Raw genomic sequence first — 21,077 nt, 5'->3', positions numbered from 1 at the left:
TACAAGAGTCGTCAATAGAGAAAGAGGTTGGGAAAAATTTCCAACCTCTTTTTCTATGCCCTTGGAAATGTCTTTTTATAAATTTCGCGCATATGTTGCGAATGGATGTGGGTATAAATTTGCGTGGTAGAAATATCAGCATGGCCCAAAAGTTCTTGAACCACTCTTAAGTCTGCCCCATTTTCCAATAAATGCGTGGCAAATGAGTGACGCAAGGTATGGGGGCTGACTTCTTTTGTTATCCCAGCAGCTTGGATATATTGCTTGAGCTTCTTCCAAACGCCTTGCCGACTAAGGGGGCGTCCATGATGGTTCAAATAAATCATTCCTTGAGATTGATCATTTTCCTTCAAGAGTTTGGGACGACTTTCTTTGAGATAAATCTGTAGCCAATCTTTGGCCACTTCTCCTAGAGGAATAATGCGCTCCTTGTTACCCTTACCAATCGTTTGGAGAAAGCCTAGGTCTTCGTGAAAGTCACTCATTTTTAAGTGAACCAATTCACTCACCCGCAGTCCACTTGCATAAAGTAACTCTAATAAGCTCCGGTCTCGCAAGCCAAGGGTCGTATTGACATCCGGAATTTCTAACAAACGATCAACTTCTTCAATACTTAGCACTTGAGGGAGCTGCTGTTTCTTCTTAGGCAAGGAGATATTTTCTACCGGATTTTCTTCAATCACTGAGTCTAAAATCAAATATTTAAAGAAATGGCGTAGGGTCGATAAATATTGACTCATGGTTGAGACTGCTCGACCCTTTTGGTTTAACTTTTCCAGCTGTTGGATAACATCTTGGCGTTTAACGGCTTGAATATCCTCAATTCCCACTTCAGACAAAGCCAATTGAAATTGATTTAAGACATTGTGGTAGGTTTTAATGGTATTTTCCGAAAGCCCTTGCTCTACCCGTAAAGCAATTAAAAAATCCTCAATCAAATCACTGATAGTCAAAAAATCACTTATCCTTTAAAGTTATCCCATTTTCATTTTGTTCAATGCGCTGATTTTTCATCAGGTGTCCTAGTGCACGTTTAAACTGAGCCTTGGAAATATTAAAGGCTGACCTGATATCATTAGGATCACTCTTATCGTTATAAGGCAAAAAGCCCTCAGGGGTACGTTTTAAGACTTGATAAATCATTTCGGCATCATCATTGATCACTTCGAAAGCACGCGGCTTGAGGGATAAGTTAAGATTAGCATTTTGACCGATACCAATAACCCGAGCTTCTACTTCTTCTCCTAAGCGAGGTTCTACTTCCCATTCACTAGGGTGGATAAAAGCCAAGTAATAATCCTCTGTGATCAAGTGGCTCCCATTTAATTTACACTGGTAGACCCGGGCTTTTTTGACTTGATTGACCCAACGCTTTTCATTTCCCTTAACTTTACTAGTTAAGGACTGGACAACCACAGAATCGGCTAGGTTAGCCCATTGCCGGTCCTTGCGATCTACGGATAATTTCACATAAAGCTTATCGCCTTTTTTAGGCCAAAGCCCTGTTTCACTAGGTAACTCATCCATAGACAAGACCATATCCTTATCTGGAAGGCCAATGTCTAAAAAGACACCTAGATCATGGCGGACTTGGGTAACCTCAGCCCAACCATAGGTATTTTGTCGACTCTTGGGAAAATCTAGAGTCGCTTTGGCTTGATTTTTTTGATTAGTATAGATAAACACTGGGATTTCTTGTCCAATATTCAGTGATTTTATCTTATCGCTGGGATTTAGTTCAAAGGTCTTCCCCTCGAACTGGACATAATAATTCTTTGCATTATAGTCACTCACTCTAGCAGAGACTACACTAGCTAGTTCTTTCATTTACTGGTCTCCTTCATATCGATTTCTTTAAGTATAGCATAGACATGGCCTTCCCAAAATGAATTGCCAGAATGCTGATAAGGAAAAATAAAAAAGCCAGTACCTAATAGGCACTGACTTCGTCTCGTTCAAGCTTAGATAGTGGTTGTGGCACCATCATAAACCATACCGCGACGTGCATCCAAGGTAATCAATTGGCCTTCTTCAAGAATGTTCGTCGCATCTTTAGCATTAACGATAACTGGTGTTCCAGTATTGACACTCATTACAGCAGCATGGCTAGTTAGGGTTGCATTTTCTACAATAACAGCCCCTGCCTTCTTAATGGCTTCATTATAACGTTCATCAGTTGTGGATACCACTAAGATGTTGTCATGGTTAGCTTTTTCAATGGCTTCTTCTGGGCTTTGAGCTTTAACCACGTGTCCAATGACTGATTGATTTCCTAGCCCTTGAGCTTCAATTAAACGTTCACCGATCATTTGAATCTTCATTAAGTTGGTAGTCCCTGTTTCACCAACCGGTACCCCAGCTGTAATAAGGATAAGGTCGCCATCTTTAGCGTAGTCTTCTTCTTTGGCAATTTGGGTGGCAAGTAAGGTCATTTCATCGGTAGATGCTGGTTTTTCAATGACCATTGGTACCACGCCACGGCTAAGTAATAACTTATGCGCACGACTTTCAGAGAAGGTAAGCGCTAAGATCATGGCATTAGGACGGTACTTAGAAATTAAACGGGCAGTATGACCTGAATTTGTTGCAGCAACGATGGTTTGAATATTCAAATTGCGAGCTGTATGGGCAACAGATTGGGCAATGGCTTCAGAAACATCACTGTTTTGATATTCTTTAAGGGCTTGTTGAGCTTGACCGCGTAATTCACTTTCACGTTCAGTAGTCATAGCGATACGAGTCATGGTCTTAACGGCTTCAAGTGGATAGTCACCAGCAGCTGTTTCACCGGATAACATAATCGCATCGGTACCGTCTAGAATGGCATTAGCAACGTCAGAAGCTTCAGCCCGAGTTGGCCGTGGGTTGCGTTGCATAGAATCTAACATTTGGGTAGCAGTAATAACTGGTTTACCAGCCGCATTACACTTGCGGATTAATTCTTTTTGAACAACTGGCACCATTTCAGTTGGAATTTCTACCCCTAAGTCACCACGAGCAACCATTAAACCATCAGAAACTTGCAAAATCCCGTCAATATTGTCTACCCCTTCTTGGGTTTCAATTTTAGGGATAATTTGAACGGTTTCATTACCCGTTTCTTCTAAAATTTCGCGAATTTCTAAAACATCTTCTGGCTTACGAACAAAGGAAGCAGCGATAATGTCAATTCCATTTTCTAGACCAAAACGAATGTCGGCTTCATCTTTTTCAGTGATACCAGGTAGGGATACGGAAACGCCAGGGATATTAACCCCCTTCTTGTCTTTGATTAAACCACTATTTTCCACAACAGTGGTAACAATTCCCTTATCAAAGTCAATGTCAGTAACACGTAAATCAACTAAACCATCATCAATGAGAATATGAGAATCAACATGAACATCATTAATTAATTGAGGATAAGTGACTGAAATCATGTCTTGGGTTCCTTCAACTTCAGTCATAGAAATTTTAACGGTTTTACCCTTTTCTAAGAAAACCGGAGCATGGTCCTTCATGTTATGGGTACGAATTTCAGGGCCCTTGGTATCTAGCATAACCGCAATCCGTTTTCCAGCTTCACGTTCCACTTGACGAATCGCTTTGATGCGGGCTAAGTGTTCATCGTGGTCACCGTGAGAAAAGTTCATCCGGGCAACGTCCATACCTGCTTTAGCCAGTTCGACTAGGGTTTCTGGATCTTCTGAAGCAGGTCCAATCGTACATACAACTTTGGTTTTCTTCAATAATTTCATATCAAATGGCATTTCATTTTCTCCTTTTATTTTTAAGACCAAACTGAGGTTTCTTGGTTAAGATCATAGAGATATTTATTGAGCGTATTACGTTTTTGACGGTCGTCTTTTTTCTCTAGGGCATTCTCAATATCGGTATAGACAATTTTGTTATCTACAATGCCCATACATACTCCAGATTGCCCCTTGCTTAAAGCTTCAACCGCTGCATGTCCTAAAGAAGTTGCTAACATACGGTCTTTAGCACTTGGTGATCCTCCACGTTGAACGTGACCTAATACTGTGGTCCGAATGTGGTAATTTCCATATTCATCCAGTAAATCAGCAAATTTATAGCCTGGCATAACGCCTTCAGCTAAAACAATGAGGGTATGCTTCTTACCCTTTTCACGTCCTTGATTAATTTGGTCAACGACCTCTTGGATATCAAAATTAATTTCTGGAATAATCACTTGGTCAGCACCACATCCAATTCCAGACCATAAAGCAATATCTCCGGCATGCCGCCCCATGACTTCAACCACAAAAGTCCGCATGTGGCTTTTGGCGGTATCTCTTAACTTATCCAAAGCTTCTAGGGCAGTGTTACATGCCGTATCAAAACCGATGGTAAAGTCAGTACCAGGAATATCATTATCGATTGTTCCAGGAATACCAACCGTTGGGAAGCCACGTCGTGACAGGGCTAAAGCCCCTTGGTAGGATCCGTCTCCGCCAATGACAACCAATCCGTCAATTTCATGACGTTTTAATTGTTCTAAGGCTTTGAGTTGCCCTTCTTCCTCTGCAAATTCAGGGTAGCGGGCTGTAAACAGAATCGTTCCGCCACGCGAAGATAGGGTGGAAACATCAGCAGCAGTCATTTGGAAAATATCTCCATCTGCTAAGCCACGGAATCCATAACGTACCCCATAAGCTTCGTTACCATCAAAAATGATCTTACGTACGATTGCGCGGATCGCAGCATTCATGCCGGGAGCATCGCCACCGCTTGTTAAGACCGCAATTTTTTTTGCCATATAAATCTTATCCTTTCTTTTCCCTTCACGTCATATAATATCATGTTTCTAAGCTGATTACTAAGGGTTTTCCTATTAAAACGATTTCATTAATAAAGAACATTCTCAGAGCCGTAAATTTTTCTTAATTCCTGAATGACTTCGGGGCGGGCTTGAACAGCAAAGCGCTCACCCAATTGATATTTTTTCTGTTCTTTGGTCATGGCGAAAGTTAATTTAACTCTGCCATGATACTGGTTGATAAGAGCAAGGAGGTCTGCTTTTTTCTCACTAGCCAGCTGACTACTTGCCACGCGAATAGTTATTGATTGAATCGAGTTCAGCCGTTTCCTTTCCAATTCAGTGAGCAATTGATTATTTAAGGGTTGACACTGGTCTAAAACCACTTGCAAGCCCTGTTTCCTAGTCTGAGTCTTGCCTTGGACAAGGACTTGCTGACCTTCCCTTATGTAGGCAGCAAAATCAATATAAGCTTTAGGAAAAGCAATCACCTCGACTTCACTATGCTCATCACGCAAAGTTAAGAAAGCCATGGGCTGGTTCTTCTTAGTTTGAATTCTTTTCACCTTGACAATTTCTCCAATAATCGTCACCTGACTTTTATCGCTTAGCTTATTGATGGGGTGAATCTGACCACTTTGGTAGTAAGGACGATAGTCACTGTATAATTCAACGCTAATGGACTGACCTAGGGTTTCTTGCTCCCCTTCCAAAAGAAGGCGTTCATCATATTCATTCAATTGCTTAATTTCAGGAGCATAAAGCTCGCGATTCTCCTGATTGAACAAGGAAAGTTGCTGGTTATTGCTTCCGCCAAATAAGTTCACCGCTTCTTGTAACTTTGGCAGAGCCTCTTCTACTAAGGTGCGGCGGTTATAGCCAAAACTGTCCAAGGCTCCCGCAAACGCCAATTTTTCCAGATTTTCTACCTTTAAATAGTTTTTTGGAAGGCGTTGGATAAAGTCTCCCAATGAGCGATACTGCCCCCCATTGAGGCGTTCCTGGACAATGGCTGTGGTAAAGTTCCGCATCAAGCCACGAATATCAGTTAGGCCGAGTAAAATATGCTGGTCATCAACTACCTGCATGGTTGTAAAGGATCGGTTTACATCGGGGAGTTGGAGCTTAACCTGACAAAGACCAGCCTCATAAGTTAATTGCTGACCCTTAGTCTCATAAATCTTATGTTGCAAGAGATTTCCATAGTAAAAAGCCGCCGGATAATGAACCTTTAGCCAGGCCATCTCATAAGCTAAATAGGAATAAGCATAAGCATGTGACTTGTTAAATCCATAATCAGCAAAAGCTTCAATGTAGGAGTAAATCTTTTGGGCAACGCTTTGGCTGTAGCCCTTAGCGACTGCTTGGCGGATAAATTTCGCCTGTAAGCGGTCCATGGTTGCCTTATCTTTCTTACTGATCGTCCGCCGTAAGATATCAGCTTCTCCCAAAGAAAATCCAGCAATTTTTTGGGCAACTTGCATGACTTGTTCCTGGTAGACAATGATGCCATAAGTTTCCTTCAAGATACCTTCTAAGTCTGGATGGGGGTAAGTAATCGGCTCCTTACCATGTTTACGATTGACAAAGTGATTAATTTGTTGCATGGGCCCTGGCCGGTAGAGTGCATTTACTGCTGCTAGGTCCGCCATTGAACTGGGTTTAACCCGCCTCAAGACACGACGAATACCATTAGACTCAAATTGAAAGACTCCTAGCGTATTGGCTTGACTAAAGACACGATAGACCGATTGATCATTACGAGGAAAGTCTATAGGGCGTAGGCGTCTTTTGCTGATTTTTTCCGCTGCTCTGACACTATTGGCTAAAATCGTTAAGTTACTTAAACTCAAAAAGTCAATTTTTAATAAACCAATCCGTTCAATTTCATGCATGGTGTATTGGGACTGGTGAATGGAATGATTAAGGGCAGCCTGTAAGGGGATAAAATCGGTCAAGTCTTGGTCACTGAGAATAACCCCTGCCGCATGGGTAGAGACGTGGCGAGGCAAGCCTTCAATCTTTTTAGCGGTCTGAAACCAGAGCTGGCCATCCTCCTCTTCTGCTATATAGTGTTGGAGTTGGCTGGAACTTTGATAAGCTTCTTCAAGAGTCTGATTTTGCGAGCTGATGGTATTGGCCCAACGACTCATAGTCGCTTGACTCTTATTAAAAGCATTACCGACGTCCCTGATGGCCTTGCGGGCAGCAAAGGTACCAAAGGTAGAAATTTGAGCTACGTGGTCACTACCATATTTGTTATAGACATAATTCAAAATATCCTGGCGCTTATCATCAGGAAAGTCCAAATCAATATCCGGCATCGACTGGCGTTCAGGATTAAGAAAACGCTCAAAAAGTAAATGATTCCTTATAGGATCAACATCGGTAATAAAAAGACAATAAGCCACCAAGGAACCCGCAGCAGATCCCCGGCCTGGTCCGGTCATAATATGTTTCTTATGGGCATAATCCATCACATCCCAAACAATGAGAAAGTAATCATTGAAGCCCATTTGATCAATAATGGAAAGTTCGTAATCTAAGCGCTCCCGGTAGCTTTGCTCATTACCCACCCGCTTAGACAGGCCCTGATAGGCGATATCTTTGAGAAATTCCTTACTACTTTTTCCCGATTCAATAGGATACTTGGGCAAAAGCGCTTGGTCAAACTGAATGTCTAAATGAACCCCATCAAAAGCCTCTGAAACTTGGGCAAAAGCCTTAGCTAGTCCCTTGTTTTGGTAGGATTCTTGGTAAGAAGCTAGACTCCTTAAATAAAACTGTCCTTCTGCCCCAGCTTTTTCACGGTAATTATCTAGGGGTTGATTGGCTTCAATAGCAGCTAATACTTCCTGGGTAAAGACATCATTTGTTGACAAATAAGCCAACTTTGACTGGGCAATCAAGGGGATCTGACTTTTCTTAGCAAGATCTTCTAAAGCTTCTTGATGGTAGAGATAAGATTCATCAATACCCATATATAAGTCAGAATCCCTGAAGATTTCCCGTAATTTATCTAAGGAGGCGGCTGCCTCTTCTTGGCGCTGTTGCTTGAGAAAATGCATATGCAGGCCATTATTAGCTTCTAAAATAGTAATCCAATCTTGGTGGTTGTTAAAAATAAAGTCTCTAACCGCCTGATAATCAACTAGCTCTTGGCTTTTAATTAAAGAACTTAAGCGCATAAGAGAGCGGTAACCTTGATCATTTTTCGCATAAATCAGCCACTCTTCTTGGTCATGCTGGTCAGGATGTTGAATTGAAACGGTCATTCCAATTAAGGGATTGATGTCATAATGCCTACAATAATTATAAAAATCAATTACCCCATACATCACATTGATATCACTAATCGCTAAGTTTTGATAACCTAAGGCTTTGGCCGCTTCGACGTAATCCTTTACCGACATGGGACTCTTTAAAAGCGTATAGGATGTATTCACATTTAAGGGCGTAAACACGATAGACCAACTCCTTTTAACAAGATAAAAACCATCAGTTTGGCCAGATTATTTACATATAGTCACCGCTTACTGATGGTAAAGACACTTATTTTTCTATGTATTGGGGGCCACGGACGAACATAGCATCACCAAAAGAAAAGAATTGATACTTCTCCTCGACCGCATGGTGATAGGCTTTAAGCACATGGTCTCTTCCGGCAAAAGCAGCCACCAACATCACTAGGGTTGACTTAGGTAAATGGAAGTTGGTAATGAAATGGTCCACCACAGTAAATTTAAAACCTGGATAAATGAAAATATCAGTCCAGCCAGAATCTGCTTTTACTTGGCCATCAAATTTTTGACCAATCGTTTCTAAGGTACGAATACAGGTTGTTCCGCAGGCAATGACATGGTGACCATTAGCTTGGGCTTGACTAATTATTTCTGCATTTTCTGGATCTAAGCGATAAAACTCTGAATGCATTTGGTGGTCACTAAGATCTTCTTCATTCACTGGTCGAAAAGTTCCCAAACCGACATGGAGGGTCAGATAAGCAATCTTAACCCCTTTTTCCTGTAATCTCTTTAGATAGTCCTCAGTAAAGTGTAAACCCGCTGTCGGGGCTGCTGCCGAACCATTCACCTTGGCATAGACCGTTTGATAGCGGTCCGGATCAGTTAATTTGTTCTTAATGTAAGGTGGCAGGGGCATCTCTCCTAGACTCTCTAAAATTTCTAAGAAAATCCCGTCATAATAAAATTCCAGCAGGCGACCACCACCATAGTCAAGCGTTTCTTTGATTTCAGCCTTGAGACGCCCATCTCCAAAACTAATCATAGTCCCTGCTTTCAAGCGTCGTCCTGGTTTTACCAGGGTCTCCCAAAGGTCACCTTCCACATTGTTTAAGAGTAATACTTCAACGTGGCCACCGGTCGCTTCTTTTTCGCCGTAGAGACGGGCTGGTAAGACCCGAGTATTATTTAACACTAAGACATCCCCTGCTTCAAACTCCTCTTCAATAGCTGAAAACATCTTGTCCTGGTAGCGACCATCCCTGGCATTCAAACATAAAAGTCGACAGTTTAAGCGATCCTTAGTGGGACTTTGGGCAATGAGTTCTTCTGGTAAATCATAATCAAAATCTGTCGTTTTTAAGGTCATCCTTGTTCTCCTCTTTATCAATTCCTAAATGTTGATAAGCCTTAGCCGTGGCCATACGCCCTCTGGGGGTGCGTTGTAAAAAGCCCATTTGGATTAAATAAGGTTCATACATATCTTCAATGGTTTCTTTTTCTTCTGATAAATTAGCCGCAATAGTGGATAAGCCTACCGGGCCACCTTGATAGTAGAAAATAATAGTCTCTAAGATGCGCCGGTCAAGATCATCTAATCCAGCCTTATCAATTTTTAAAATGCTTAAGGCTCTTTCGGTAATTGCTAAATCAATGATTGCATTAGTATTGTATATTTGAGCAAAGTCTCTGACTCGCTTTAATAAGCGGTTGGCAATCCGAGGCGTCCCACGCGACCGTAGAGCAATTTCATAACTTGCTTCATCTTCAATGGTTACCTCAAAGATTTGACTACTCCGCTTGACGATTTCTTGTAATTCATCCACCTTATAGTAGCGCATATGCTGAATGATACCGAAGCGGTCCCTTAAAGGGGCAGACAAGCTCCCAGCTCTGGTCGTAGCTCCTACCAAGGTAAATGGAGGCAGATCAAATTGAACCGCGTGGGCTGAACTCTCTTGGCCAACAATAATATCAACACGAAAGTCCTCCATGGCGCTGTAGAGCATTTCTTCGACATTACGGGGCAGGCGGTGGATTTCATCGATAAATAAGACATCTCCAGGGGCCAGTTCGTTGAGTAAGATTAAAAGATCACCGGTTTTTTCAATGGCTGGACCGCTACTGGTCTGCATATTGACCTGCATTTCATTACTAATGACATTGGCCAGAGTAGTTTTTCCTAATCCCGGTGGCCCGTATAATAAGACATGGTCTAAGGATTCTGTCCTCTGTCTAGCAGCATGGATATAAACCGATAGTTCGTGCTTGGTTTCTTCCTGACCAATGTAGTCTTTGAGAAGTTGCGGCCTTAAGCTAGCTTCCATGTCTTCTTCTTCAAAAAATTCTTCACCACTTTGAAGCCTTTTTTCACTAGACATACTTATAACTCCTCACTACTTATTTTAAGGTTATGTATCTTAAGGCGACCCGGATAGCATCGGCAGTATTATCGACCTCTGAAAAATCGCCTTTTTTGATCACTTGATCAATCTCCCGCTTAGCGTAACCTAGACTGTTTAGGGCTGCTTCTAATTCAATCATCATCTGACTTGACTCTGATTGATCAGAAATGACTTCTTGTTCCGCTGGAAGGGCTTCGGATTTAAGGCGACTGAGCTTACTTTGTAAGTCTAAGATAATCTGTTGGGCAGTTTTTTTACCAACGCCAGGAAACTTGGTTAAGAATTTGACATTTTCCGATTCAATCGCCGCAATAAAGCCGGCTTGGTCCCCATAAGCTAAAATTGATAAAGCACTCTTAGGACCGATTCCCGAAACACTTATTAATTGTAAAAAGAGTTGTTTCTCGGCCTGATCAAAAAAGCCATACAGGCGTATGGCATCCTGGCTAACCGCTTGATAGAGCCAGACCTGCACCTGCTGGCCTTTTTGATCACTTAAGCGATAGGGGTTAGGAAAATAAATATAATAAGCAATCCCAGCCGCTTCCACAACTACCGCTTCACTGGTTAAATCAACAAGTAATCCCTTGATATATTGGTACATCACTCAACCTCATTACTCCACATATTTTTTGTAGTCACTATAGCCAGCTTGGTCCATTTCTTCATAGGGAATAAATTTTAAAGCAGCAGAATTAATACAATATCTTAACCCGCCTGCTTCACTTGGCCCATCAGTAAAGACATGTCCCAAATGAGAGTCTGCTGCTTGACTTCGCACTTCAGTACGTACCATGCCATGTGAAGTATCTTGGTGCTCGTTAACGACATCCTCTTCGATAGGTTGGGTAAAAGCCGGCCAACCACAACCAGAATTGTATTTTTTACTAGAAGAGAATAAAGGCTTTCCATCCACAATATCGACGTAAATTCCCTTTTCAAAAAATTCATCATAGTCACCTGAAAAAGGACGTTCAGTGGCTTGATTTTGAGTCACTTCATAAGCTAAGTCACTAAGTTCTTTTAAACGAGCGTTTTTTTCTTCTTGATTCATAGCAGTCTCTCCTCTTTCTTTAATTTGTTTTATTTTATCATAACTAGCGAATAATCCCTATATTATTGATTCTTAGGACTTTCATGGGCGTCTTGAATCCGTTTAAAGCTGCGTTCAATTTCATAATTGGAATAATGGATTAAAACTGGACGCCCGTGGGGGCAATTATAAGGATTCTCACAGTAAGTCAGGTCATCTAACAATTGCCGGGCCTGACGATCATCTAAATAATGATTAGCCTTTATCGAAAGCCGACACGACATCATAATAGCGGTTTTTTCTCGGTAGGTATTGACCGAAAAATCTTTATTTTCAATGGCTAGTTGGATCATAGAATCAATGTGCTCATTGACCTGATCACTTCCCATCCAAGCGGGATGGTAGTTGACTAAAAATTGATTGGGGCCAAATTCTTCAATGCCAATCCCCATGGCCCGTATCCGGTCTAAGACCTGTCTGACATCATGACTTTCTGATGAAGGATAGTCTAAGACTAAGGGTACCAATAATTCCTGGCTGGCTGTATCCATATCGCCGATGGCTTCGCGGAAGTATTCATATTTAATCCGTTCTTGGGCAGCATGCTGGTCAACTAAATACATTCCGGTTTCATCGGAACAGACCAAATAAGAAGCCTGTAATTGGCCCACATAGTCCAGTTGTGGAAAACTTGAGTTTCTCTGCTTTTCCCCTTTATCCGCCTGCTGCTTAGGACTAGATGCTGGCTTAAAATCACCCGGATGACTTTCTTTCTTTAAGGGACTCTCATTGGGAGCATACGCCTCCTGGTCAGCATGCTTTCTTTCATCTTGCCATTGATTACCATAGTCAGCTTCCTTAACGAGGAAAGACTCTTTACCGGCAGGGTCTTTTGGACTCTTGAAGTCAAAATGCAGTTGCTGGCTATCCTCTTGACTTTTTAAGTCAATGGTGGCTTGATAATTAGCTGTCTCAGTAATATTTTTTTTGCCTACATCAGGGATCCTTCTTAGGGGAGATAGTCTTTCCTGAACACTGCTTTGGATGAGGTCGTAAAGTTCTTCTTCTTTACTGATGCGAATCTCTTGTTTGGTTGGATGGACATTAACATCAAGTAATTGGGCATCAGTAGAAATATTAAGGACAGCTATGGGGTAACGACCAATCATTAACTTAGAAGCATAGCCCTTGATAATCGCCTGACTGAGGACATAATTTTTGATATAGCGACCGTTAACAAATAGGGACATGTAATTGCGCGAGGCCCGGGTAAGTTCTGGTTTAGAGATATAACCGCTGATTTGAAAATCATGGTCCTCATTCTCAATCACTAACATGTCTTGGGCCTGTTTAAATCCATAAACAGCAGCGATAACTTCTTGGAGCCGACCCTTGCCATTGGTTCGTAATAGCTCTCTGCCATCGTGAGTATAAGTAAACCGTATATCAGGATGGGCCATGGCTAAACGGTTCACGACATCCGTAATATGAGAAAGTTCTGTGCTTAATTGTTTAATATGCTTTAAGCGAGCTGGCGTATTGTAGAATAAATTTTCCACTTGGATAGTCGTTCCTTGCCGTAAATGCGAAGGGCGGTATTCTACTTCATCGCCCCCTATTAAACTGATAGAGGAGCCCTCTTTCCCATCACTGGTTTCCAGCGAGACTTCAGCGACTGAGGCGATCGAAGGCAGAGCTTCACCACGAAAGCCCAAGGTTTTGATCCGAAAGAGGTCTCGTGAATGATAGATTTTACTAGTAGCATGGCGTTTAAAGGCCAGCTTCACATCGTCGCCACTCATCCCTAAACCGTTATCAATCACTTGAATGGCCTTTAAACCAGCCTCTTCTATCTTGATATCAATACTGGTCGCCTGGGCATCAATCGCATTTTCTAAGAGCTCTTTTACCACAGAAGCCGGCCGTTCAACCACTTCACCAGCGGCAATCTGATTAGCAACTTGTTCAGGAAGTTCGTGGATCATTCTAGTCCTCCTCACTTAGTTTCTTTTGTAATTGGTTCAATAATTCTAAAGCTTCAATGGGTGATAAATGATTAATATCAACAGCATCTAGCTGGTCTAAGACATAATCTTCACTCGCTGTTTTTTGATTGAGATTTTCTTGGTCAGCAAAGAGATTAAGCTGCTTAGGCTCGGCCCCTTTAGACGCTGCACTCTCCAAGTCAGATAAAATCTCAGCTGCATTGCTTAACAAGCTCTTAGGTAAGCCAGCCAGTTTAGCAACATGAATTCCATAGCTCTTATCTGCCGGGCCATCATAAACCTTATGAAGGAAGACCACTTCGCCATCTTTTTCAATGGCGCCAACATGAATATTCTTAAGGGCTGGCAGGTGATTATCCAGGTCAGTCAGTTCATGGTAATGGGTTGAAAAGAGCACTTTCGCCTTAAGATGGTCGTGTAAATACTCCAAAATAGCCTGGGCTAAGGCAATTCCATCATAAGTCGAAGTCCCCCGCCCAATTTCATCAAAGAGTAACAAGGACCGGTCAGTCGCATGTTGAATGGCCTGATTAGCTTCCATCATTTCGACCATAAAGGTGCTCTGTCCCGCTTGCAAGTCATCGGTTGCCCCAATCCGGGTAAAGATCTGGTCAAAAATCGGCAAGGTCGCTTGGCTAGCGGGTACAAAACTTCCCATTTGCGCCATAATCACGGTAAGCCCTAGTTGACGCATGTAAGTGGATTTTCCTGACATATTAGGTCCGGTAATTAATAGAATGGAAGTGTCCTTATCCATGATGATATCATTAGGGACAAAATCATCTCGGCCTAAGGTTTCTTCAACCACTGGGTGACGGGAATCTTTAATCAGTAAGGCCCGGTCTTCTCCACTAAAATGAGGACGCACATACTGATTTTGTTCGCTAATTTCCGCAAGGGACTGGATCACGTCCACCTGGGCAGTAGCCTGGGCGATAGCTTGCAAGTCTTTTTGGTAGACTTTAACCTTTTCCCTAACCTCAAGGAAAAGCTCGTACTCCAGGTCTACGGATTTTTCCTGAGCTTCCAGGATCCGGTATTCCATTTCTTTTAGTTCTGGGGTAATAAAACGCTCAGCATTGGTTAGGGTTTGCTTTCTCTCATAACGCCCTTCTGGTAAAAGATGAAGGTTGGCCTTGGTTACCTCGATATAATAACCAAAAACCTTATTATAGCCAATTTTTAAAGATTTAATCCCGGTCACTTGGCGTTCCTTGGCTTGCAGGTTAGCAATCCATTCTGATCCGTGGCGAATCGCCTGACGGTAGTCATCCAGCTGGTCACTAAAGCCATCCCTAATAATGCCACCTTCAGTAATTGATATATTAGCTTCCGGATCAATGGCGCTTTCGATAGTTTCAACCACTTCTGGTAGGGCTGCCAGGCTGTTAAGGAGCTTGGTCCAGACGTCGGTTCCTTGTCTATCACTTTGATTATCTTGGATGACTTGCAAATTTCCAGAGACTTGAGGAACCTTTTTCAAGGAATTCATCAATTGCAGGAGCTCGCGGGCATTGACCTGCCCCATAGAGATCTTAGCAACTAAACGCTCTAAGTCGTAAACTCCAGAGAGATTTTCCTGGATATTCCGCCGTTCAAAGAAGGCATCGATCAAGGATTCCACTTGGTCTAAGCGCTCTTCAATCGTTGCTTGGATAATAAGAGGACGGTCCAGCCATTGTCTTAACAAACGCCCTCCCATGGCGGTTTTAGTCTCATCGAGAAAATGCAGCAAACTTCCCGAACGTTTCTGCGTCCGAATCGATTCGGTTAATTCTAAATTGCGTTTAGCAAAATAGTCCATATGTAGGTAATAGTCTAACTCATAGGATTCCGCTTGCCGCCAATGGTTAACCATTCGAAACTGGGTGCTATAAACATAAGCCATCAATACACGCAGAGCCTTAAGCTCAATACCATGCTTAATATTTTGAGTAATTTTTTCAAAGGCGGTTTCTGGTAACTGATCGAGGGTTTTCTGATTAATAGAGGAACTGGTAAAAGGAAAAAGCTGTTCGAGTTGGGCCAAGTCTTCTTCACGCAGTTCATGATAAAAGACGACTTCCTTGGCTTGAATTTGTGAGAATTCTGTTAACAGCATTTCAAAAGCAGTCATATGGGTCACTTTCAGCTCGCCTGTTGAAATATCAGTGTAAGCTAAGGCGTAGGTTTCCCCTTGATGTATAATCGCACAAATAAAGACATTTTCCTTATCACTCGAATTGTAATAAGTTCCCGGAGTAATCACCTTGATCACCTGGCGGTCCACCATGCCCTTGGCTTGTTTAGGGTCTTCCATTTGTTCAGCGATAGCGACCTTATAACCTTGGTTGACTAGGGTTTTCACATATTCGTCCGCTGAATGATAGGGAACACCACACATGGGAATGGGATCATCCGCATTCCGATTTCGGCTCGTTAAGGTAATTTCTAAAATCTGCGCCGCTTTTTTGGCGTCATCATCAAACATTTCATAAAAATCACCCAGCCTAAAAAATAGAAAGGCATCGGGATATTGATCTTTGATCTGATAGTATTGCTCCATCATTGGTGTTTTTTTCTTCGCCATTGTTTACATCCTTTAATCTTAACTTTTTACAATCTTATCTATTTTAACACAGAAAAGCGAAGGGTGAAATTCACAGCCTTAATAATTCGTGATAGAATAAAAACTAAACTAGGAAAGGATTTAATCATGTTAAAGCACTTATATCTCATGCGCCACGGCGAAACAGAATTCAATTTGGAAAACCGGGTACAGGGCTGGTGTGATTCCCCTTTAACTGAAAAAGGTATTCGACAAGCCGAGCTGGCTAGGAATATGCTAAAGGAACGGGAAATCACTTTTACCCATGGCTACTGCTCACCACTTGACCGGGCCAGAGAAACTCTAAAATATAGCAGTCCCAATCCCATGCCCACAGAAACAGTCACTGGGTTAAAAGAATGGGGCTTTGGTTCACTAGAGGGGAAATCCCGCGATCTCATGCCTAAGCCCCTGTCAGCCCCCAAAACGGATGATTACTATTGCCAATATGGTGGTGAAAGAGCCAGCGAAGTTTGTCAACGGATTAATCAGAGTCTTCAAACCATTATGACTAAAGAGGATAGCCAGCAAGTCTTAGCCGTCGCCCACGGAGCAGTCATCTACCAATTTATAAAAGACTACCTCCCTGACCCAGTTGCAGGCATCGGAAACTGCGAAATTTTTCACTTTGTTTACGATTTCAACACCTTCACCTTTATAGAAAATATGAAACCTTATCGGGAGATGTCAGTGTCTGGTGAAAATTTATTTGCAAAATCGGACAAAACGTTATAAGATATACTTTGTTGCTAACTTAGTTTAGCCGGGAGAAGTAGCGAAGAGGCCGTAACGCGCTTGACTCGAAATCAAGTTGTCGGGAAACCGGCACGTGGGTTCGAATCCCACCTTCTCCGTAGTCAAATTTCCAACAATACCCAATAACCCCTAATCGTTGTTAAATCAGCGTTTCTAAGATTTTCGATTTCCTAACAATTTCCAATAATCGCCAACTTTTACCCAAAAATATATAACTTTTCTATAACTTTTTTATTTCACAAATTCGCACCACATCAGCATTTTAGCACCTTAAGAGGTGCTTTTTTCTATAACTTTTTTGCCCTTCTTGTCCTATATTGAAAAACACTTTTAAAATAAGTAGTGACTACTTAAAAACAGTTAATTCCAAAATAAATCGTACAAATCTCGTACAAGTTTTTTCTCCCCCCACTATCGGGTTTATAGAAGAGAATGAAAGAGCGGTCATTAAAACCGCTTTTTTTATTGCGCTTATTTAAGACTCTGGTCTGCTCTCCTTCATATAGAGGCTCAAAATCTTAGTTTTTACATTAGAATATTCTAAGTTAGTATGCATAATAAAAAGCCCAAGCTCTACTTGAACTTGGACTGTAGCTCTGTAGCAATGCATGCTATTTATTTGCGACGCTTCAAAACAGTTGCTCCAGCTGCAACTAAGGCAAGGCCAAAGCCTGTAAAAGATGCAGCAACTACACCAGTTTTAGGTAAAACAGAATGAGTAGCCGGTGCAGAGGTCGCTTTAGCAGTCGAAAATTTTTCTTCCTTAGGAGCTAAGGCTAGGACTTTATTTGTCTTGATATCTTTATTTTGATTTTCAGTCACTGGATCATTTGTACCAGAAGCAGTCACTGAAGTTGGATCTTGTGAACCTTCTTCTGCAGTCACTGACTTATCACTATCGCTAGTTGGAGCAACAGCTGTAGGAGTTGCTAGTGTAGGTTCTACAGCAGTGCTAGCTTGGCTAGTTGGACTAACAAGCGGAGTACTTGGTACGGTTAGAGTTGGTTTTGTCGGTTGAGCAATAGGTTTTGGTGTTGGGACTGGGTCCGGCGTCAGTTCTGGTTCAGTAATGTTGGTTGGTTGAACTGGCTTAGGATCCTGTACTGGAACTGGATCTAGTTCTGGTTTTGTTGGATTTGGATTCGCTGGTTCTGGTTGCGGTTTTGGGGTTGGCTTTTCTTCCGGTTTTGGTTGAACCGGTTCTGGTTCTGGTTGTGGGTCCGGTGTAACTGGTGTCGTTGGTTTTTCATCCAATGTTGGATCTGGGTTTGGCTTGGTTGGTTCCGGATTTGTAGACTCTGTTTTTTCAGCTTCCTTTGTACCGACTAAAATAATTTTATTTTTTGGTTGACGAATAACAACACCCTTCGAATCTCTTAAACCATCCTCACCTTCTTGTTTAACAATGGTTTTACCCTTTTCAAGTGTTGAATCTTCAATTCTTTCCACTTCAAAAGGAATAGGTTCATTTTTTTGATCTTCTGGTGTTGGTATCGTTTCAGTAATCTTTCCAGCTGGATAATCAGTATCTCCAACTTGACGAGATATGGTCAAGTTGCCAATAGGATCTATGGCGTTTTTAAACTTAGAAGAATCTACGCCAGGGGCAAATTTTGAAAATCTTCCGTAACCAAAGGAAATATTATTAGGATTTAAAATCTGATAAAGGTGACCGTTATTAGCAGTAAATTTTCCATTGGCTTCTTTCAAGGCAGGTAATTCATCACTCGTCCATGCCTTCATATCAGCTTCGACATTGGGGCGACCCCAGCTCAAGTTTTCCAGTGTAGCATTACTATTTTTATATTGTGGTTTACTTACCCCATCGGGTCCCTTATGGTCAATTTTTCCATGGATAGCTGTTTCTTCCGCCCGGATGTAGGCATCCTTTTCATTCATGCGATCATAGCGGACATCATTGACATACTGCTCCTTGGTCAAACCTTTTTGGGTCACATAGTTTTTAAGTGGGATCCCTTCAAAAGGCACGGTTTCATCATCATAATAAGTATTACGGGTATTGCGGATTATTTCCAAAGCTTTTTCAGCTTGCTGTGGGTCTTGGATTTCATAACTATCATTTGCAAGTTCATTGGTTGGAGTGGCTGAAGCATATGTTGTAATCAAAGATACATTAGTAGTTCCATTTTCTTGGGCATGGACCTCTTGAGGATTGGCTGCTAAGAAAGCGGCGACAGCAACAGAGGCAAGGCCAAGGTTTAATTTACGAAATGAAAGTGTCTTTTCTTTATTCTGCATGGATTCTCCTCCTTATTCATCTCATGTCCTAAGTATACTATATTTTTACAAAATATTTATAAAAATAAAATAATTTCTTGAAATATTATTAACTTTACTAAGATGAACATATGCAAAAAAGAAATAGGATCATTAAAAACTGACATTCCACAGCAAATCACAAAAAATAAGCGAACCGACCTTTCCAATAGGAAATTATCGATTCGCTTATTATTTCATTCTGGAATCTACTACTCCAGATTTCTTTATTTTTAATCAAAGCTTATTGTATAGCTTAGGTAATTTATCTTGCATAATCCACAGAACGGGATTCACGTATTACCGTCACCTTAATTTGGCCTGGGTAATCCAGTTCGTCTTCAATACGTTTAGAAATATCATGTGACATCTTAACGACACTTAAGTCATCCACCTTTTCGGGGTTAACAATCACACGAATTTCGCGACCTGCTTGAATAGCGTATGTCTTCTTCACACCACTAAATTCATTGGCTAGGGCTTCTAAACTTCTTAAACGTTGAATATAATTCTCTAATGATTCACTGCGAGCACCGGGACGAGCAGCTGACAAGGCATCAGCGACTTGAACAATAATGGCAATGGCAGAAGCAGATTCGATATCTCCATGGTGGGCCGCAATGGCATTAATAACGATATCATTTTCATTATATTTACGAGCGAGTTCAGTACCAATTTCAACATGGGTACCTTCCACCTCGTGGTCCACAGCTTTGCCAATATCATGTAATAATCCACTTCGTTTAGCCAGTTGTTCATCTTCGCCGAGTTCACTAGCAATAATTCCAGCGAGTTTTGCTACTTCGACGCTATGGTTCAAGACATTTTGTCCATAGCTGGTGCGGTAGTTTAAACGTCCGACTAACTTGACTAAGTCTGGATGCATGTCATGAATACCTAGGTCAAAGGTTGTCTCTTCCCCAGTATCACGAATTTTTGTATCCATTGATTTTCTAGCACGTTCAACCGCTTCTTCAATTTTTGCTGGATGAATACGTCCATCCTTAATTAGATTTTCTAAAGCAATACGAGCAATTTCCCGACGAATCGGGTCAAAACCACTAAGTACCACCGTTTCTGGGGTGTCGTCGATAATTAAATCGATCCCAGTCAAGGCTTCAATGGTTTTGATATTCCGCCCATCTTTACCAATGATACGACCTTTCATATCATCGTTTGGTAAATCGATACGGGTTACCGATGTATCGGCGACTGTATCCGCAGCAGATGTTTCGATTGCTTGTAAGATAATTGAAGTAGCGAGCTTATGTGCTTGCTCTTTATAGTTTTCTTCTGCATTTCGAATTCGTAAAGCAATTTCATTAGATAAGTTTGCTTCTGTCTCTTTCAAAATCAAAGCCTTGGCATCTTCAGTAGTCATCATAGAAATCCGCTCGATTTCATCTTGGCGTTCCTGAACCATTGCTTGGGCTTCTTCTTCTTTTTGAGAAACATTTTTTAAGCGATCTTGAATCGATTGCTCTTTAGAAAGCTGATCATTTTCCTTATTGGTAAGAACATTTTCACGCCGATCAAGATTTTCTTCTCTTTGGAAGAGTCTTTGCTCTTTTTGAGTAATTTCTTGACGACGGTCACTTAATTCGCTTTCTACTTGATTGCGATAATCCTGAGCTTTCTCTTTTGCATCTAAAAGAATTTCTTTTCTTTTAGCTTCAGCATCTTTATTAGCTTGAGCTAAAATTCCTTTTGCAGTATTTTGCGCCTCATTACGTTCTTCTTCTTCAACATTTTGACGTCTTTTGTAACCAATTACTAATCCGACTAAAAGGCCAACAATTAAAGTAACGATAACGAAGGCAATAGTTAAACCATCCATAGTTTCACCTCCGTGTCTATTTAATTGTTTGCTTTTTTAAATAAAAAAATCATAAAATTTCAAATGCAAAGCATTTATTTAAATTTTATATTTTTTTCACATTATTGTCAATTATTCTAGAAGCGCTACCAAAAAAATCTCCTTCAACTCAAAAAGCAAATATAAAGAAGTATTGATA

General features: G+C 41.4%; 14 protein-coding genes and 1 tRNA gene. 2 read left to right on the top strand and 13 right to left on the bottom strand.

Going from position 1 to position 21,077, the window contains the following annotated elements:
* Nucleotides 1-53: 53 nt before the first annotated feature.
* From xerD to mutS, 11 genes are all read right to left on the bottom strand, one after another.
* Nucleotides 54-947 carry a site-specific tyrosine recombinase XerD gene (gene xerD, locus CJ190_RS03215; protein WP_064293282.1) on the bottom strand — a complete coding sequence of 298 codons (894 nt, stop codon included), beginning with the start codon at nt 945-947 and terminating at the stop codon, nt 54-56.
* A 10-nt stretch (nt 948-957) separates the two neighbouring features.
* The gene (locus CJ190_RS03210; protein WP_064293255.1) at nt 958-1,827 is read right to left on the bottom strand and encodes a CvfB family protein; all 870 of its coding nucleotides are present in this window, start codon (nt 1,825-1,827) and stop codon (nt 958-960) included.
* A gap of 134 nt (nt 1,828-1,961) precedes the next feature.
* The gene (gene pyk, locus CJ190_RS03205; protein ID WP_064292347.1) at nt 1,962-3,728 is read right to left on the bottom strand and encodes a pyruvate kinase; all 1,767 of its coding nucleotides are present in this window, start codon (nt 3,726-3,728) and stop codon (nt 1,962-1,964) included.
* Between the two features lie 41 nt (nt 3,729-3,769).
* The gene (gene pfkA, locus CJ190_RS03200; RefSeq protein WP_064292345.1) at nt 3,770-4,756 is read right to left on the bottom strand and encodes a 6-phosphofructokinase; all 987 of its coding nucleotides are present in this window, start codon (nt 4,754-4,756) and stop codon (nt 3,770-3,772) included.
* 89 nt (nt 4,757-4,845) lie between these two features.
* Nucleotides 4,846-8,220 (bottom strand): DNA polymerase III subunit alpha, encoded by a 3,375-nt coding sequence (locus tag CJ190_RS03195; RefSeq protein WP_064292344.1) that lies wholly within the window; start codon nt 8,218-8,220, stop codon nt 4,846-4,848.
* 88 nt (nt 8,221-8,308) lie between these two features.
* Entirely contained in the window at nt 8,309-9,367 is a 1,059-nt protein-coding gene (queA, locus tag CJ190_RS03190; RefSeq protein ID WP_064292343.1) for a tRNA preQ1(34) S-adenosylmethionine ribosyltransferase-isomerase QueA, read from the bottom strand.
* Complete coding sequence (ruvB, locus tag CJ190_RS03185) at nt 9,342-10,379, bottom strand: Holliday junction branch migration DNA helicase RuvB (RefSeq protein WP_064292342.1); 1,038 nt, start codon at nt 10,377-10,379, stop codon at nt 9,342-9,344. The genes queA and ruvB overlap by 26 nt, the downstream gene beginning before the upstream one ends.
* A gap of 19 nt (nt 10,380-10,398) precedes the next feature.
* A complete protein-coding gene (ruvA, locus tag CJ190_RS03180; RefSeq protein WP_064292341.1) occupies nt 10,399-11,007 on the bottom strand; it encodes a Holliday junction branch migration protein RuvA in 609 nt (202 codons plus the stop codon).
* A gap of 12 nt (nt 11,008-11,019) precedes the next feature.
* Complete coding sequence (msrB, locus tag CJ190_RS03175; RefSeq protein WP_064292340.1) at nt 11,020-11,457, bottom strand: peptide-methionine (R)-S-oxide reductase MsrB; 438 nt, start codon at nt 11,455-11,457, stop codon at nt 11,020-11,022.
* Nucleotides 11,458-11,519: 62 nt separating this feature from the next.
* Nucleotides 11,520-13,421: a DNA mismatch repair endonuclease MutL gene (mutL, locus tag CJ190_RS03170; protein WP_064292339.1), complete on the bottom strand. Its 1,902-nt coding sequence runs from the start codon at nt 13,419-13,421 to the stop codon at nt 11,520-11,522.
* Between the two features lies 1 nt (nt 13,422).
* On the bottom strand, nt 13,423-16,011 hold the full coding sequence (mutS, locus tag CJ190_RS03165; RefSeq protein ID WP_070598018.1) for a DNA mismatch repair protein MutS: 2,589 nt from the start codon (nt 16,009-16,011) through the stop codon (nt 13,423-13,425).
* Between the two features lie 126 nt (nt 16,012-16,137).
* Between mutS and CJ190_RS03160 the strand changes: the two genes are divergently transcribed.
* Both CJ190_RS03160 and CJ190_RS03155 read left to right on the top strand, forming a co-directional pair.
* Nucleotides 16,138-16,764 (top strand): histidine phosphatase family protein, encoded by a 627-nt coding sequence (locus tag CJ190_RS03160; protein ID WP_064292337.1) that lies wholly within the window; start codon nt 16,138-16,140, stop codon nt 16,762-16,764.
* 31 nt (nt 16,765-16,795) lie between these two features.
* A tRNA-Ser gene (locus CJ190_RS03155) sits at nt 16,796-16,883 on the top strand.
* 517 nt (nt 16,884-17,400) lie between these two features.
* On the opposite strand, the gene CJ190_RS03150 is transcribed toward CJ190_RS03155, so the two are convergent.
* Both CJ190_RS03150 and rny read right to left on the bottom strand, forming a co-directional pair.
* The gene (locus CJ190_RS03150) at nt 17,401-19,044 is read right to left on the bottom strand and encodes a G5 domain-containing protein (RefSeq protein ID WP_064292336.1); all 1,644 of its coding nucleotides are present in this window, start codon (nt 19,042-19,044) and stop codon (nt 17,401-17,403) included.
* 283 nt (nt 19,045-19,327) lie between these two features.
* Entirely contained in the window at nt 19,328-20,899 is a 1,572-nt protein-coding gene (rny, locus tag CJ190_RS03145; RefSeq protein ID WP_064292335.1) for a ribonuclease Y, read from the bottom strand.
* Nucleotides 20,900-21,077: the final 178 nt, after the last annotated feature.

Source organism: Aerococcus loyolae, assembly GCF_002871915.2.
Classification (GTDB): Bacteria; Bacillota; Bacilli; order Lactobacillales; family Aerococcaceae; genus Aerococcus; species Aerococcus loyolae.
The sequence above is the reverse complement of the archived record's forward strand: the minus strand, read 5'-3'. Positions and strand labels throughout refer to the sequence as shown.

Excerpts from the sequence above, each read along its gene's own strand:
- CJ190_RS03210 (WP_064293255.1), bottom strand. The coding sequence starts at position 1,827 with ATGAAAGAACTAGCTAGTGTAGTCTCTGCTAGAGTGAGTGACTATAAT.
- pfkA (WP_064292345.1), bottom strand. The coding sequence starts at position 4,756 with ATGGCAAAAAAAATTGCGGTCTTAACAAGCGGTGGCGATGCTCCCGGC.
- queA (WP_064292343.1), bottom strand. The coding sequence starts at position 9,367 with ATGACCTTAAAAACGACAGATTTTGATTATGATTTACCAGAAGAACTC.
- ruvB (WP_064292342.1), bottom strand. The coding sequence starts at position 10,379 with ATGTCTAGTGAAAAAAGGCTTCAAAGTGGTGAAGAATTTTTTGAAGAA.
- ruvA (WP_064292341.1), bottom strand. The coding sequence starts at position 11,007 with ATGTACCAATATATCAAGGGATTACTTGTTGATTTAACCAGTGAAGCG.
- msrB (WP_064292340.1), bottom strand. The coding sequence starts at position 11,457 with ATGAATCAAGAAGAAAAAAACGCTCGTTTAAAAGAACTTAGTGACTTA.
- mutL (WP_064292339.1), bottom strand. The coding sequence starts at position 13,421 with ATGATCCACGAACTTCCTGAACAAGTTGCTAATCAGATTGCCGCTGGT.
- mutS (WP_070598018.1), bottom strand. The coding sequence starts at position 16,011 with ATGGCGAAGAAAAAAACACCAATGATGGAGCAATACTATCAGATCAAA.
- CJ190_RS03160 (WP_064292337.1), top strand. The coding sequence starts at position 16,138 with ATGTTAAAGCACTTATATCTCATGCGCCACGGCGAAACAGAATTCAAT.
- CJ190_RS03150 (WP_064292336.1), bottom strand. The coding sequence starts at position 19,044 with ATGCAGAATAAAGAAAAGACACTTTCATTTCGTAAATTAAACCTTGGC.
- rny (WP_064292335.1), bottom strand. The coding sequence starts at position 20,899 with ATGGATGGTTTAACTATTGCCTTCGTTATCGTTACTTTAATTGTTGGC.